General features: G+C 69.9%; 10 protein-coding genes. 4 read left to right on the top strand and 6 right to left on the bottom strand.

Annotated elements, in window-relative coordinates; all coding sequences use genetic code 11:
• Positions 1–368: 368 nt before the first annotated feature.
• Together AC1RRS_RS24180 and AC1RRS_RS24175 are read right to left on the bottom strand one after the other, a co-directional pair.
• On the bottom strand, positions 369–1025 hold the full coding sequence (locus tag AC1RRS_RS24180) for a DUF998 domain-containing protein (protein WP_492857419.1): 657 nt from the start codon (positions 1023–1025) through the stop codon (positions 369–371).
• A gap of 166 nt (positions 1026–1191) precedes the next feature.
• Positions 1192–2874, bottom strand: a complete 1683-nt coding sequence (locus tag AC1RRS_RS24175) for a M28 family peptidase (RefSeq protein ID WP_492857418.1) — start codon at positions 2872–2874, stop codon at positions 1192–1194.
• Positions 2875–3120: 246 nt separating this feature from the next.
• Between AC1RRS_RS24175 and AC1RRS_RS24170 the strand changes: the two genes are divergently transcribed.
• Positions 3121–3342, top strand: coding sequence for a flagellar basal body rod C-terminal domain-containing protein (locus tag AC1RRS_RS24170; protein WP_492857417.1), 222 nt, complete (start codon positions 3121–3123; stop codon positions 3340–3342).
• A gap of 123 nt (positions 3343–3465) precedes the next feature.
• Here the strand turns inward: AC1RRS_RS24170 and AC1RRS_RS24165 are convergent, their stop codons facing one another.
• Positions 3466–4242, bottom strand: a complete 777-nt coding sequence (locus tag AC1RRS_RS24165) for an anti-sigma factor family protein (protein ID WP_492857416.1) — start codon at positions 4240–4242, stop codon at positions 3466–3468.
• Positions 4239–4739 carry a sigma-70 family RNA polymerase sigma factor gene (locus AC1RRS_RS24160; protein WP_199228315.1) on the bottom strand — a complete coding sequence of 167 codons (501 nt, stop codon included), beginning with the start codon at positions 4737–4739 and terminating at the stop codon, positions 4239–4241. The genes AC1RRS_RS24165 and AC1RRS_RS24160 overlap by 4 nt, the downstream gene beginning before the upstream one ends.
• 122 nt (positions 4740–4861) lie before the next feature.
• On the opposite strand from AC1RRS_RS24160, the gene AC1RRS_RS24155 reads away from it, so the two are divergent.
• Positions 4862–6154: a S8 family serine peptidase gene (locus AC1RRS_RS24155; RefSeq protein WP_492857415.1), complete on the top strand. Its 1293-nt coding sequence runs from the start codon at positions 4862–4864 to the stop codon at positions 6152–6154.
• A 159-nt stretch (positions 6155–6313) separates the two neighbouring features.
• Complete coding sequence (locus AC1RRS_RS24150) at positions 6314–7177, top strand: hypothetical protein (RefSeq protein WP_492857414.1); 864 nt, start codon at positions 6314–6316, stop codon at positions 7175–7177.
• A 127-nt stretch (positions 7178–7304) separates the two neighbouring features.
• Here AC1RRS_RS24150 and rpoD read toward each other — a convergent pair whose 3' ends face one another.
• Positions 7305–9260 (bottom strand): RNA polymerase sigma factor RpoD, encoded by a 1956-nt coding sequence (gene rpoD, locus AC1RRS_RS24145; RefSeq protein WP_110121310.1) that lies wholly within the window; start codon positions 9258–9260, stop codon positions 7305–7307.
• A 591-nt stretch (positions 9261–9851) separates the two neighbouring features.
• On the opposite strand from rpoD, the gene AC1RRS_RS24140 reads away from it, so the two are divergent.
• Positions 9852–12635, top strand: coding sequence for a PAS domain S-box protein (locus tag AC1RRS_RS24140; RefSeq protein ID WP_492857413.1), 2784 nt, complete (start codon positions 9852–9854; stop codon positions 12633–12635).
• 160 nt (positions 12636–12795) lie between these two features.
• On the opposite strand, the gene dnaG is transcribed toward AC1RRS_RS24140, so the two are convergent.
• A complete protein-coding gene (dnaG, locus tag AC1RRS_RS24135; RefSeq protein ID WP_492857412.1) occupies positions 12796–14703 on the bottom strand; it encodes a DNA primase in 1908 nt (635 codons plus the stop codon).
• Positions 14704–14753 lie beyond the last annotated feature (50 nt).

Here is a 14753-nt window from a genome sequence, read left to right as displayed (position 1 = left end):
ATTGATCCTGCCCGTCCGAGGGACAACCGGGTCCAGGGTTGAAAAAGCACCCGCGCCCCCGGTCCTTCGAGCCTACGATGTGGCGGAGCGGTCAGACGAAGCCGAAACGCAAACAAACCATACGGTCTCCGGGCTCCGCCCGGTCGCTCCGCGCCTCCCCGACCTAACGCGCAACTGCGCGGGAGCCTGAGAAGCCGTGTCCAAGCATCAAGGAACCTCCCCCTATGGGGGAGGCGATCGCGCAGCGATCGGTGGGGGGAATAACTGCGAAACCAGCCGCCGTCCCGGAAGCTGAAACCGGCCCCCCCACCGGCCTTCGGCCGCCTCCCCCACAGGGGGAGGTTCCTCAAGGCCAAGCTTCGCTGGTCCTAAGCCGCCGCCGCTTCCAGGTCCGTCGCCGGCGCGGTGCGCCAGCCGCGTTCCAGGGTCCAGGCCGCGATGCCCAGCCACAGGAGGCCCAGGAACGCATGTCCCCGCTGCCAGAGGCCGACATCGGTTCCGGTGCGGATGTTCCAGGCCCCGGTCAGCAGGGCCAGCACCAGCAGCAGGCCGAAGAACCAGCCCAGCGAGAAGTGCGCCAGGCGGCGGTAGCCCGGCTTGCCCCACAGGGCCCAGGCGGTGAACAGCGGCGCGAACTGGATGGCCAGACCCACGCCGCAGGTGCGGTGCATCGGATCGGGCCAGTGGAAGGCCCCGGCGAAGAACGCGCCCAGGCCCGTCAGCGCCACCCACAGCCCGGCGAAGGCCGAGACCTGGCGGCGGCCGCCGGCCTTCTCCAGGGCGTGGGCGAAGCCGGCCCCGGCGAACAGCCCCGCGATCCCGGCCAGCATCATGCCGAGGTTGAACACCACCGGCGCCGGCGCGGCCGGGCCGCCCAGCTCGCTGATGAACTGGGCGCCGGGGTCGAAGCCGGGAAACAGCCGCTGGGCCAGCCACACGTCCGCGACCATCGCCACGGGCGTGATCACGCCGAGCTTCAGGAGCGCGCCCGTGCTGGCCACCAGATTCCCTCTCGATAAGGCCATGAGCGTGGCAGCCGAAAGTGTGAGCGGTTTCGGCGTCCGCCACGCTCAACTAATTGAACTTGAGCCAGTCCATTCGGATGATTCCATCCGAATGGACTGGCTCAGGACGGCAAAATCGGCCCGTCCGTCTTGTCGGTCAATCGTCTTCCGGTCGATCGGTTCCCGCTCAACGGGCCGCCGAAGGATGGCCCTGGGGCGCGAACATCGACCCGAAGAAGTCGCCGGCCTTCCAGGTCGGACGCTGCGGCGCGTCGGCCAGGTCGTGGGCGATCTCGTAGTTGACCCGGGCGAACTTGGCGGCCGCCTGGTAGTCGATCGGCTGCGAAAGGTCGTCGCTGGGCTTGTGGTAGTGCGTGGCCAGGAAGTCCCTGAACGCCTTCTCGCCGCCGTTCTTGAAGCCGGTCATCAGGAACACCGACGGCACGCCCTGCTCGACGAAGCGGTAGTGGTCGCTGCGGGTGAAGAGGCCTTCCTCCGGCATCGGGTCGGGCGACAGGGCCACGTCCACGCGGGCGGCGGCCTTGGCCACGATCGGACCGATGGTCGAGCGGTCGGCCCCGAAGGCCACCACATCGACGAACGGATACAGCAGCACCGGCATGTCCAGATTGACGTCGGCGGCCAGGCTCGCCTTCGGCACGGTCGGATTGTGCGCGAAATATTCCGAGCCGATCAGGCCCTTCTCCTCGGCGGTGACCGCCAGCAGCAGGATCGAGCGCCTGGGCCGGGCCTTGCCCGAGGTGAAGCCGCGGCCGACCTCCAGCAGGGTGGCGATCCCGCTCGCGTTGTCGAGGGCGCCGTTATAGATCGCGTCCTCGCCCGGCTTGGGGTTCTCGCGGATCCCCTCGTGGTCGAGGTGGGCGCTGAGCACCACCACCTCGGACTTCAGCGTCGGGTCCGAGCCCTCGATCAGGGCGGCGACATTGCTGCTGCGGCGCTGCTCGATCTGGCTCTTCAGCGCGACCTGGGCCGTGGTCGGCAGGGCGAAGCCCGCGACCTTGCCCTCGGTCGTCTCGGCGGCGGCGTAGGCCGCTTCCAGGTGGCCCACGGCCCCGCCGAACAGCTTCTGGCCGCCCTTGACGCTGATCGAGCCCAGGCTCGGGGCCGAGGCGCCGCGGATGAAGGGCGAGCCGTCCGGGGCCCGCCAGGTCATCCGCCAGTCGCGGTTGCCGCCGATGCCGCGCGCGAACGGCCGGCGCTTCTCGCCCGAGGGAACGCTCAGGATCAGCACGCCGACGGCGCCGCGCTGGGCCGCCTCGACCCGCTTGATGTTGAGCGAGCCGTAGTGGGCCCGCTCCTCGGTCTGGAAGCCCTTGGGCGCACCGGCCAGCACCACCACGATCTTGCCGGCCACGTCGAGCCCGGCGAAGTCGTCGCGGCCGCGTTCCGGGGCGCTGATCCCGAAGCCGACGAAGACCAGCGGCGCGTTCAGGGCCAGCTCGGCCTTGTCGGCCTGCGGGGAGGGCAGGAAGTCCTCGCCGAAGGTCAGGGCGGTCTGAGCCGCGCCGGCCTCGGTGACCTTCAGCTCGCCGTCGGCGGCGACGCGATAGGCGACCAGCGGCACGGTCTGCAGATAGCTCCCCGCGTCGCCGGCCGGCTTGAGGCCCAACTGGGCGAACTGGGCGGCGACATAGTTGGCGGCCAGGTCGTAGCCGCGCGTGCCGGCCTCGCGGCCTTCCATCAGGTCGTCGGCCAGGAAGGTCATGTGGGCGCGCATCGCCTCGGGCGAGGGGACGAAGGTCTCTTTGGGGCCGACCAGGGGGAAGGCTTGGACGGGCAGGGTCGTGAGAAGCAGGACGGCGCTCAGGCAGGTTGCGCCAAGACAGGCGGCGCGACGCGAAACGGGCATGCAGCAGGCTCCAGGGCGGTCCCCACGGGCCGCGAAGCCGGCGACCTTGCAGAGATGGCGGCGACTTGTCGAGCCGAGCTTGGCCTGGGGCTTCACGATAGGCGCGCAACAGGCGTCGTGCCTGGTAACCTTAACGGCAAAGATTTTCTACATAACTTGGTAAGGTCGATCGAAATTCACCCTAAATATGAAGAAGAGCTTAACCGAACCCCGCCAGTTTCGCGAAAGAGACAGGGGAAACGGTTCATGCAGGCCTTCTCGATATCCGCCGCCGGAATGAGCGCCGCGACCAGTCGTCTGGCCGCCAGCGCCCAACGCGTCGCGGCGGACCCGGGGGCTGGGGGCAGGACGGATCTGGCGACCGAACGGGTCGAGCAGATCTCGGCCAAGACCGATTTTTCCGCCAATGCCGCGGTGCTTCGCACCGCCGACGAGATGACCGGGGCTCTGCTGGACCTTCTGGCCTAGCCGCACTCCGGTCATTGTCCGCGCCCGCCTCGCGTCCCCCCCTGCGAAGGGCGCGGATACGCCGCCTCCTGGGTTTTCCCCTAGTCTATCCGGGAGGCGGCGACCCAATCCGCCGCTTGTCTATCAACGCCAGCCGCTCTTGACGGCCTTGGCCTCGCCGGCCGCATCCAGCGGCGCGCCGGCGATCATGCCGTCGACCACGGCCAGGACCGCGGCCGGCGTCTCCGAGCCGGCCTGGCGATACTCGCCGCTCGCCGCTGGAGCCGCCGCCGGCGACACCGCCAGCACGCGCCAGGCGTCGCTCGTCCGGCAGGCCACGCCCGCCTGGGCCTGCCCCTGGAAGGTCCGGCAATAGCGGCCTTCCTGATTCTTGAAGGTCACGCCGACTCGCACCGGACCCGACGCGGCGGCGGCCGTGCCGTCCTCCAGCGCGCGGGCCAGCGGGCCGACGGCGGTCGGCGCTTCGGCGACGCGACCGTCTGCGGTGGGCGGCGAGGGCAGGGCCAGGCGTCCGACGGCCAGGCCCGCCACCAGGCAGGCGGCCATGGCGGCCCAGGCCGGCGGCTTGCGCACGGTCAGACCTGGCCGGGCCGACGGCGTCGCCGGCTTCTGGACGCGGATCTTCTCCTTGGCCTTTTCCTTCGGCTTGGGCTGCGGGAAGGCGATCACCTCGGCCGGCTTGGCGCCGGCGCCGGTCGCTGCCGACTTCAGGGTCGGCGGGACGGGTTCGCGCAGCACGCCGGCGTGGGCGCCCGACAGCAGTCGCCGCAGGTCCTTCTGGGCCTGGATCCGCGCGGCCAGGGCCGGGTCCTTGGCCATGGCCGCGGTGATCTTGGCCATGGCCTCGGGCGGCAGTTCGCCGTCCACATAGGCGAAGACCTCTTCGTCGCTCACGGTCATGGCCTGGCTCCTTGGTCGATCAGCACGGCCTGCAGGGCCATGCGGCCGCGGGCGAGGCGGCTGGTGAGGGTCCCCATGGGGATTTCGAGGCTGTCGGCGGCTTCCTGATACGAAAGGCCTTCGATCAGCACCAGGGCCACCGCCGTGCGCTGGTCCTCGGGCAGGGCGTCCAGCGCCGCCTCGACGGCGCTCATCGCCAGATGGCTGTCCAGCGAGTGGGCGGCCGGGTCGGCGGCGTTGGCGCCGGCTTCGGGCGGGGCCAGGATCCGGCCCCGCCGGGCCCGGCTCCTGCTTTCGTCGATCCAGGCGTTGCGCATGATCCGAAACATCCAACTGTCTTGTCGCGTGCCCTCGCGCCACTGATCGCGACGCGCCAGGGCGCGCTCCACGGTCAACTGCGTCAGGTCGTCGGCGTCGGCGGGATCCCGGGCCAGCACCCGCGCCATGCGGCGCAGCCGCGGCAGCAGGTCCAGCATGTCCTTTTGAAAAGAATCCAAGGTCCGCCTACGTCGCCTGAAGGAAGAAACGCGCCGTGCCCGGCGTTTAATCCACAACTCGATAATTATTCCACTCCGCGCGCGTTCCGGCCATCGTTCTCGCGCGGAGAGTTCAGGAGATCGTGTTGCGAAGGAAAATCGTCCTGCCGGTCGTCGCGGCCTGCGCCCTGGTCCTGGGACCGGCGGCGGCCTCGCGCGCCCAGCTTCTGCCCGGCGGCCTGCCGTCTTTGCCCAGTGGGCTGCCAAGCCGGTTGCCGGTCGTCTCGGACGTCGTCGACGGCGCGCAGGACCTGACGACGCGCACCGTCGAGGGCGTGCGCGACCTGGCGGGGCTGGATCGCCTGCGGTCCCTGCTGAAGGCCAATCCCCGCACGCTTGAAGCCGACGACCAGGGCCGGCCCGCCGTGCGCGGCGAGGTGCTGGCCGTCTCGCCCAGCCCCCAGGCGATCGAACAGGCCCTGGCCAAGGGCTTCACCGTGCTGCGCCGAGAGCGGTCGGGCGACCTGGGCCTTGAGCTGGTCACCCTGGCCCCGCCGAGCGGCATGGACGCCCGCCAGGCCGTCCGCGACCTGCGGGCGCTGGATCCTGACGGCGACTACGACTTCAACCACATCTACGCCGGCGCCGGCGTGGCGGTCGCCACGGGGCTGGCGGCGACGGCCGCGTCGGACAAATCCGCGACCGGCGGCGCGCGGGTCGGCCTGGTCGACGGCGGGATCGACCTTGGCCATCCGGACTTTCGGGGCGTCGCCATCGAGCAGAAGGGCTTCGCCAAGGGCGCGCCCAGGGCCGGGGCGCACGGCACCGCCACCGCCGCCCTGATCGCCGCGCGGGGCTATGGCGCGGCGGGACCCGGCGCGCGGCTGCTGGCGGCCGACGTCTATGGCGTCGGGCCGACCGGCGGCTCGGCCTCGGCCATCGTCGGGGCGCTGTCCTGGATGAGCGCGGCCAAGGTCCCGGTGGTCAATGTCAGCCTGGTCGGCCCCGACAACGGCGCGCTGCGGGCGGCGGTCAAGGCGCTGGTCGGCCAGGGCGTTCTGGTCGTCGCCGCGGTCGGCAACGACGGCTCGGCCGCGCCGCCGCTCTATCCGGCCTCCTATCCGGGCGTGATCGCGGTCACCGGCGTCGACCGCAAGGGAAGGGCGCTGCCCGAGGCCGGAGCCAATCCGCAGGTGGCCTTCGCCGCCCTCGGCGCCGAGGTGCGCGCCGCAGCCCCCGGCGGACGGACCGCCAGCCTGCGCGGCACCTCCTTCGCCGCGCCGGTCGTGGCCGGACGGCTGGCTCGGCTGACGAGCCGCCCCGACCCTGTGCGCGCTCGGACGGCCGTCGCGGATCTGGCCCGTTCGGCCCGCGATCTGGGGGCTCCTGGACCCGACAAGGTGTTCGGCGCTGGCCAGGTCGATGCAGGGCGCTAGGAAAAGTCGAAAAGAGTCAGCCGGATAACGCCGAGAGATCGATTTTCGAATTTCTCGAAAAAATTTGTCGTTGGAGGGAAGAAAAGCGCGGGAGCCGGCGTTTGACGGGTCAGGAGGCGGACAGCGCCCCACGGAAAAGACCCTTCAAAGGAGACGACCATGCGCAAGACCTCGTTCCTCACCGCCGCCGCCACCGTCGCCGTTCTTATGGCCGCGCCGATGGCCCACGCCCAACTGCTGGGCGGTTCGGGCGGCGGCGGCCTGACGGGCGGTCTGGGCGGCGGCCTGGGCGGTCTCGGCGGTCAGCTGGGCGGGACCGGCGGCCTCGGCGGCGGCCTGACCTCGCCCGACACCAGCGGCCTGGGCTCCTCGGTTCGCGACACGACCGGCCGCGTCCGCGATCGCGCCGGCGACACGACCTCGACCGTCCGCGGCAAGGCGCGCAACGCCGCCGGCCGCACCCGCGACGCGGCGACCGGCGCGGTCGACACCGCCCGCACCACCGCTTCCACCGCCAATGCGGCGGGTTCGGCCAATGGTTCGGGCGCCGGCTCGGCCACCGCTTCGGCCGGCCAGCTGACCGGCGCGCTCAGCGGTTCGGGTTCCGGCGCCGGCTCGGTCGCGACCCCGGACACCAGCGGCCTGACTTCCACCGCCACGGGCGCGGCCTCCAACGCCGGTTCGCGCGTCCAGAGCGCGGCGGGTTCGGTTCGTGACCGGGCCACCGGTGCGGCCAGCCGCACCACCAGCGCCGCCCGCAGCGCCGCCACCTCGGCCCGTGACGCGGCCAGCTCGACCTCGGCGACCGGCGACGGCGCCCTGAACGCCACCGGCGCGGCCAGCCGCGACGGCGTTTCGGGTTCGACCAGCGGCTCGGGCTCGTCCAGCGCCTCGACCAAGAAGGGCGGGACCAGCCAGTCGGGCTCGCTGGGCCTCACCGGCTCGGCCTCGCGCAGCGGCGCCAGCGCCTCGGCCAACGGCGGCGGCTCGGGCTCGGCCGACATCAAGACCGGCAACAACTAAGCCGGCTGCTCCGTCGACCTAAGGGACGGCTCTTCCCCCGGAGCCGTCCCGCTTCTTCGGAGTTCCAAAAAGAAAAGGCGGCGTCCTTGCGGGCGCCGCCTTTCGTCGTTTCAGGCCGTGAGACCGATCAGCTGTCGAGGAAGCTGCGCAGCTTCCGCGACCGCGACGGGTGCTTCAGCTTGCGAAGCGCCTTGGCCTCGATCTGACGGATCCGCTCGCGAGTCACCGAGAACTGCTGGCCGACTTCTTCCAGCGTGTGGTCGGTGTTCATGCCGATGCCGAAGCGCATCCGCAGCACGCGCTCTTCACGCGGGGTCAGCGAGGCGAGCACGCGGGTGGTGGTTTCCCGCAGATTGCTCTGGATGGCCGCGTCGATCGGCAGGACGGCGTTCTTGTCCTCGATGAAGTCGCCCAGGTGGCTGTCTTCCTCGTCGCCGATCGGCGTTTCGAGCGAGATCGGCTCCTTGGCGATCTTCAGGACCTTGCGCACCTTTTCCAGCGGCATGGCCAGCTTTTCGGCCAGCTCTTCCGGGGTCGGCTCGCGGCCGATCTCGTGCAGCATCTGGCGGCTGGTGCGGACGATCTTGTTGATCGTCTCGATCATGTGCACCGGGATGCGGATGGTCCGCGCCTGGTCTGCGATCGAGCGGGTGATGGCCTGACGGATCCACCAGGTGGCGTAGGTCGAGAACTTGTAGCCGCGGCGATATTCGAACTTATCGACGGCCTTCATCAGGCCGATGTTGCCTTCCTGGATCAAGTCCAGGAACTGCAGGCCGCGGTTGGTGTACTTCTTGGCGATCGAGATCACGAGGCGCAGGTTGGCCTCGACCATTTCCTTCTTGGCCTGACGGGCCTCGCGCTCGCCCTTCTGCACGGTCTGGACGATGCGACGGTAGTCGTCGATCGGCACGCCGGTCTCGGTGGCGAGGGCGGCGATCTCCTGGCGGATGTCGCCGACCGAGCTGGTGTCGTTCTCGACGAACTTGGTCCAGCGCACGCCCATGCCCTTCACCTGGTCGACCCAGGTGGGGTTCAGTTCGGAACCGAAATAGGCCTTCAGGAACTCGCCGCGGCTGATGCCGTAGCTGTCGGCCAGGCGCAGCAGGCGGCCTTCGAGACCGATCAGGCGCTTGTTGATCGCATAGAGCTGCTCGACCAGAGCCTCGATGCGGTTGTTGTTCAGCTTCAGCGTCTTCAGGTGCTGGATGATCGTCGCCGACAGGCCTTCATAGGCCTTGCGGTCGGCGTCGCTCAGGTCCTCGCCCTTCAGGCGGCTGCCGACCAGCTTGTCCTGCAGCTTGCGGAAGGTCTCGAACTCGCTGGCGATGGCGTCGAGGATGGCCATGACGCCTTCGCGCAGTTCGCCTTCCATGGCGCTGACGGTCGGGCCGGCGCCGTCGTCGAAGTCGTCCTCGTCCTCGCCTTCGCCCTCGGGCTTGGCTTCGCCGGCTTCGTCGTCGACGGGCTCGGCCGGACCTTCGTCGTCCTCGGCCGCCGGGGTCGCCGCGCCGCCGTTGATGGCCGCGTAGGTGCCTTCCAGGTCGATGACTTCACGCAGCAGAATGCGGCCGGTGCTCAGTTCCTCGCGCCACACCATGATGGCTTCGAAGGTCAGGGCGCTTTCGCAGAGGCCGCGGATCATCGTGTCGCGGCCGGCCTCGATGCGCTTGGCGATGGCGATTTCGCCCTCGCGGCTCAGCAGTTCGACCGAGCCCATCTCGCGCAGATACATCCGCACCGGGTCGTCGGTGCGGTCGTAGGCGGCCGGCTTGTCGCTGGTGATGACCGTGGTGTTCTCGTCGCGGGTGGCGACTTCGCCGCCCTCGGCGTTCTCGGCGTCTTCCTCGGCCTCGACGACGTTGACGCCCATCTCGCTGAGCATCGCCAGGGTGTCTTCGATGGCGTCGGGGCTGACTTCTTCCGAAGGCAGCACCTTGTTCAGCTCGTCCATCGTGACGTAGCCGCGGGCTTTCGCCTGCTTGATGAACTTCTTTACGCCGGCGTCGGTCAGGTCGAGCAGAGGGCCGTCACCACCGGTGGCTTCGGGCGCTTCGGTCTCGGCCGTGGAATTGTTGCTCATCAAGCTCTCCGAAATCGACGCCGCCCCTTACCGCGAGGGACGGGCCGAGAATGCTTCAACATGTCGCCGGCCTTCCGCGGATCCTCGCGAGTTCGGGTCGGTGACTGCTTCCAAGGGTTAGGACCCCGCTGCGCAGGCGCTCCAAGCTTCCAGCATCCTCGATGAAAAAAATTTCGACGTTCTGTGAACTAACGCACGAAAAACCACGGGGTAACGCTCCGCGCGAAATTGGCGGAGGGCGGGCGGCTTCGAGCGCGGCGTTCATGAACGTCGACCTTTCGGACCGACGACCGCTGGGACTTGGCGCGGCGAGGATGACATCCTGTTTCAAGCAGGGCGCGCGCTGTGCGTTGGCGGCCCGATCGATGTCAAATCAGCTGCGTGGCAAATCCTTGAGTCGGCAAATGGCCGTGGGTGACGCCCGTGTCAAGATGGCGGGCGCGAAGTTGGCTGTTTCTCGCCGTTCCGTGAGGCGAGAAGCGCGGGCGAGTCGCCGCCTGGTGGATGCGTCCGTATGCCACGCTGGGGCCTTAACCGTGTCGCATACCGTCGCTCTGTAAAGTGCCGCGCATGACACAGGGCGGAAAGGTCATGGATAGGGAGACGCGCAGGCTCGCGGCCTTGAAATCCTATCAGGTGCTCGACACCCCATGCGATCCCGCGCTGGACCGCCTGACCGCGCTGGCCGGCAATCTGTTCGGCGCGCCGATCGCCCTGGTCTCCCTGATCGATGACGAGCGCCAGTGGTTCAAGGCTCGGGTCGGGCTGGACGTCGAGTCCACCGGCCGCGACATCGCCTTCTGCACCCACGCCATCGATATGGGCCCCAATGCGGTGATGGTGGTCGAGGACGCTACGCTCGATCCACGCTTCGCCGACAATCCGCTGGTCACCGGCGATCCCGACATCCGCTTCTATGCCGGCGCAACCCTGACGACGAAGGACGGCGACAACCTCGGCACCCTGTGCGTCATCGACGACAAGCCGCGCCCGCGTCCCTCCGACGCCGAACTGGAGCGGCTGAAGCTGCTGGCCGGCGTGGTCGTCGACGAGTTCGAGCTGACCAAGGCCAATCGCGAGGCCCGCGAGAAGCAGCGCCTGCTGGAGATCGCCGAGAGCATGGCCAAGGTCGGCCACTGGCGCTACGACCTTGCGACCGGCCTGACGACCTGGTCCGACGCCGTCTACGAGATCCACGGCCTGCCGCGCTCGGGCTTCGACCCGCAGGTCGACGACGCCATCGCCTATTATCACCCCGAAGACCGCGACCATGTGCGCGACTGCCTGCAGAGGGCGATCGACACGCGCAGCGGCTTCGAGTTCCAGCTGCGGCTCCAGCGCCCCGACGGCGCGCTGCGGCACGTGGCGGCGAAGGCGGTCTGCGAGGAGGGGCCGGACGGCCAGCCGGTGGCCCTGATCGGCCTGCTGCAGGACGTCACCGACCATGTCGAGGCCCTGCACGCGGTCGAGCGCAGCGCCAGGCGCTACAGGCTGCTGACCGAGAACGCCAACGACCTGGTCACCAAGATGGATCGCGAGGGACGCTTCACCTACGTCTCGCCGGCGGTGAAGGTGGTGACCGGCTATACGATGGAGGAGGTCGTCGGCCGCCGCGCCATCGAGTTCATCCACCCCGACGACCATGAGCGCGTGCAGGCGGCCTTCGCCGACCTGCCGACCGGCCCTTCGGCCTGGCGCATCGAATACCGCATCCTCTGCAAGGACGGGTCGGTGCGCTGGATGGAGGCGCGGCCCACCCTGGCCCGCGATCCGCTGACCGGCCAGATGAGCGCCGTCACCGACGTGATCCGCGACATCACCGACCACAAGGCCGCCGAGATCGCCCTGGCCGAAAGCGAGGCCCGCTACAGGCTGCTGGCCGACAACGCCATCGACATGATCTCGCGCTTCTCGCCCGACGGCGAGATCGTCTACATCACGCCCAGCTGCCGGCGCGTGCTGGGCTACGAGCCCGAGGAGATGGTCGGCCGGGGGGTCATCGACATGACCCATCCCGACGACAAGGGCGTGCTCGTCGACTACTATCGTGACCTGATCGCTCGCGGTCCCGGCGTCGTCGCCGAGCCCTTCCACTTTCGCGGCCAGGCCAAGGACGGGCATTGGGTCTGGCTGGAAGGCCAGCCGACCCTGTTCTTCGACGAGGCGGGCGTCCTGACCGGCATCCAGGACGTCGTTCGCGACGTCACCACGCGCAAGGCCCTGGAGGCGCAGCTGCAGCAGGCCCGGGCCGAGGCCGAGGCCGCCGCCGGGGTGAAGGCCGAGTTCCTGTCCAACATGAGCCACGAGCTGCGCACGCCGCTGACGGCGGTGCTGGGCTTCTCGCGGATGATCGAGGCGCAGCCCGAACTGGCGCCGTCCACCCGCGCCTGGGTCGCCAAGACCCTGGCCGCCGGCCAGGCCCTGCTGTCGACGGTCAACGACATCCTCGACTTCTCCAAGCTCGAGGCCGGTCAGGTCGAGATAGACCTGGAGCCGTGCGACGCTCGCACCCTGCTGGGCGACGCCCTGTCGCTGTTCTCGCTGCAGGCCGAGGCCAAGGGCGTGGCCCTGGTGGCCGACGGCCTGGAGAGTTTGCCGGCCAGCCTCGTGCTCGACCCCGACCGCGTGCGCCAGGTGCTGCTCAACCTGCTGGGCAACGCCATGAAGTTCACCGACGCCGGGGCTGTGGAGCTGCGCGCCGTCCATGTCGGCGGGCGCCTGGTCGTGACGGTGTCGGACACCGGTCCCGGCATGCCGGCCGAGCGCCTGGGCGAGCTCTTCAAGCGGTTCTCGCAGATCGACGGCTCGTCCACCCGCCGCCATGGCGGCACGGGCCTGGGCCTGGCCATCTGCAAGGGTCTGGTCGAGGCCATGGGCGGCGAGATCGGCGTCGAGAGCGCGCTGGGGCAGGGGGCCAGGTTCTGGTTCAGCCTGCCGGCCGCCGCGGCCGAAGCGCCCAAGGCCGTCGAGCGCCTGGGCGCGCCGGCTTTGGACCTTCCCGCCGGTTGCCGGGTGCTGGTGGTGGACGACAATCAGGTCAACCGCGAGCTGGTCAGCGCGGTGCTGGAGGGCTTCGACGTCGAACTGGCCCAGGCCGCCGACGGTCAGGCGGCGATCGACGCGGCCTCGTTGCAAGCGTTCGACGTCATCCTGATGGACCTGCGCATGCCGCTGATGGACGGCGAGACCGCCGCGCGCCGCATCCGCGAGGGCGGCGGCCCCAGCCGCGACGCCTCGATCCTGGCCTTCTCGGCTGACGCCGATCCCAAGCTTTCCGACGGCCTTTTCGACGGCGTCCTGGCCAAGCCCCTGGAGATCGGCGCGCTCCTGGGCGGCATCGCCGCCGCGCTGGAGCGCGAGCGCAGGGCGGCTTAGCTCCAGGAGCGGGTGGTCGAACCGGAAGGAACCTCCCCCTGTGGGGGAGGTGATCGCGAAGCGATCGGTGGGGGGAGTGACTGCAAGCCGTCCGCAGCCGAAGCGGCTGAAAACGTCCCCCCACCGGCCTTCGGCCGCCTCCCCCATAGGGGGAGGTTCTTCAGTGCGCCGGCTGCCAGAATTCCAGGTTGCTGATCTGGCGTTCCAGGACGGCGATGCGGTCGCGCAGGTCGCGGGTGGCCGTCAGGCTGGCGGCGGTGACGGGCTCCTCGCGCATGGCCCTCAGGGCCCGTTCGGCGTCGCCGACCTCGACGATGGCCTCGTAGCAGGACGCCCATAGGATGCGGGCCCGCTCGCGCTCCATCTTGGCGTCGAGGAACGGCGCGTTCAGCGTCGCGGCCAGGCGGTCGAGCTCGGCCAGCTCCTCGGCGCGGCCCTTGCGCACCAGGATGTCGCGGAAGGGCGTCTCGTCGCCGATGTCGTCGATCAGCGCCTCGAAGATCTCGTGGGCCAGGCCTTTCAGCCGCGCCTCGCCGAAACCGATCCGCTCCAGCGCCTCGTCATAGGGGCGCGCCCAGGCCGGATGATTGACGGCGGCGATGGCCACGGCCGCGTGGAAGGGGTTCAGCCGACGGCCGATCTGTTCTCGGGCGATGCCGCGGATGCCGGGATCCGGCGGACCGCGATCACGGCCGCGCCAGTTTCCACCGCCACCGCCGTTGCGCGGCGTGAACGGGCGATCACCGCCCTGGCCGCCGCCGCCGCCGCCATAGGCCGGCTTGGGGAACAGCAGGTCGAGCTTGGCGTAGAGGTCGTCCTTGTAGGCCGACGCCAGGTCCTTGTCGGCGATGGTCCCCGCCGCCGCCCGCAGGCGCTGCTTGAGGCCCGCCTTGCGTTCCGGCGTATCGAGAGGCTCCAGGTCGCGCTCGCGCACGAACAGCGCCTCGACGAAGGGCGTGGTCTGGGTGACCTGGGCCTTCAGCGCCGCCGGCCCCTGCTCGCGCAGCACGTCGTCGGGATCCTTGCCGCCGCTGACGATCGAAAAGCGGAACGAGCGGCCGGGCTTCAGCAGGGGAAGGGCGCGGTCGATGGCCCGGCTGGCGGCCCGCTGGCCGGCCTTGTCGCCGTCGAAGCACAGGGTCGGCTCCGGATGCAGACGCCACAGCGCCTCCATCTGCTCCTCGGTCAGGGCCGTGCCCATGGCCGCCACGGCCGCAAGGCTCGCCCGCTGGCAGGCCACGACGTCCATATAGCCCTCGACCACCAGCAGCGGCGTCTGCTCGGTGGGCGCCGCCGCCTGGGCCGCGTGCAGCAGCTTGCGGGCGTCATAGAGGCCATAGAGCACGCGGCTCTTGTGGAAGAGGCTGGTCTCCGGGCCGTTCAGGTATTTGGCGCGGGCGTTGGGGTCCATCGCCCGGCCGCCGAACGAGACGACCTTGCCGCGGGTGTCGGTGATCGGAAAGATGATCCGGTCGCGGAAGCGGTCGTAGGGCGCGCCGCCGTCCTCGGGCGCGATCAGCAGGCCGGCCTCCACCAGGTCGCCGGGCTTGGCGCCCTTGGCGATCAGATAGTCCTTCAGCGCCGTGCGGCCGTTGGGGGCGAAGCCGATGCGGAAGCGGCTCCACTGGTCTTCGGGCAGGGCGCGGCGGTCCAGATAGGCGCGGGCGTCCTTGCCCACGGGGCGACGCAGTTCGGCCTCGAACCAGGCCGCCGCCAGCTCCATCCAGTCGCCCAGCCCCGCGCGCTTGCGGTCGTCCTGGGCGGCGCGGGCGTCGGGTTCGGGCAGGTTCATGCCGGCCTCGGCCGCCAGCCGCTCGACCGCCTCGCTGAAGGTCAGCCGCTCGGTCTCCTGCAGGAAGCTGATGATGTCGCCGTGCTTGCCGCTGGAGAAGCAGTGGTAGAAGCCCTTGTCGTCGTTGACGAAGAACGACGGGCTCTTTTCCTTGGTGAAGGGCGACAGCCCCGCGTACTCGCGACCCTGCCGCCGCAGCTTCACCGTCTTTCCGACCACGTCGGAGGGGCGAAGTCGGGACTTCAGTTCTTCAAGGAAGCGGTCGTCGAAGCGCATGGCGATATGGCCCCAACATAAGGTCGCGCGCGCGGGATGACACTCCTCCT

This window comes from Caulobacter sp. GW821-FHT12A07 (genome assembly GCF_058807655.1).
Note: the sequence above shows the minus strand (reverse complement) of the source record. Positions and strands in the feature narration are given on the sequence as shown.

What these genes read in the sequence shown, in the direction of transcription:
- AC1RRS_RS24150 (WP_492857414.1), top strand. Translation starts at nt 6,314, where the DNA reads ATGCGCAAGACCTCGTTCCTCACCGCCGCCGCCACCGTCGCCGTTCTT.
- AC1RRS_RS24170 (WP_492857417.1), top strand. Translation starts at nt 3,121, where the DNA reads ATGCAGGCCTTCTCGATATCCGCCGCCGGAATGAGCGCCGCGACCAGT.
- AC1RRS_RS24175 (WP_492857418.1), bottom strand. Translation starts at nt 2,874, where the DNA reads ATGCCCGTTTCGCGTCGCGCCGCCTGTCTTGGCGCAACCTGCCTGAGC.
- AC1RRS_RS24180 (WP_492857419.1), bottom strand. Translation starts at nt 1,025, where the DNA reads ATGGCCTTATCGAGAGGGAATCTGGTGGCCAGCACGGGCGCGCTCCTG.
- rpoD (WP_110121310.1), bottom strand. Translation starts at nt 9,260, where the DNA reads ATGAGCAACAATTCCACGGCCGAGACCGAAGCGCCCGAAGCCACCGGT.
- AC1RRS_RS24165 (WP_492857416.1), bottom strand. Translation starts at nt 4,242, where the DNA reads ATGACCGTGAGCGACGAAGAGGTCTTCGCCTATGTGGACGGCGAACTG.
- dnaG (WP_492857412.1), bottom strand. Translation starts at nt 14,703, where the DNA reads ATGCGCTTCGACGACCGCTTCCTTGAAGAACTGAAGTCCCGACTTCGC.
- AC1RRS_RS24140 (WP_492857413.1), top strand. Translation starts at nt 9,852, where the DNA reads ATGGATAGGGAGACGCGCAGGCTCGCGGCCTTGAAATCCTATCAGGTG.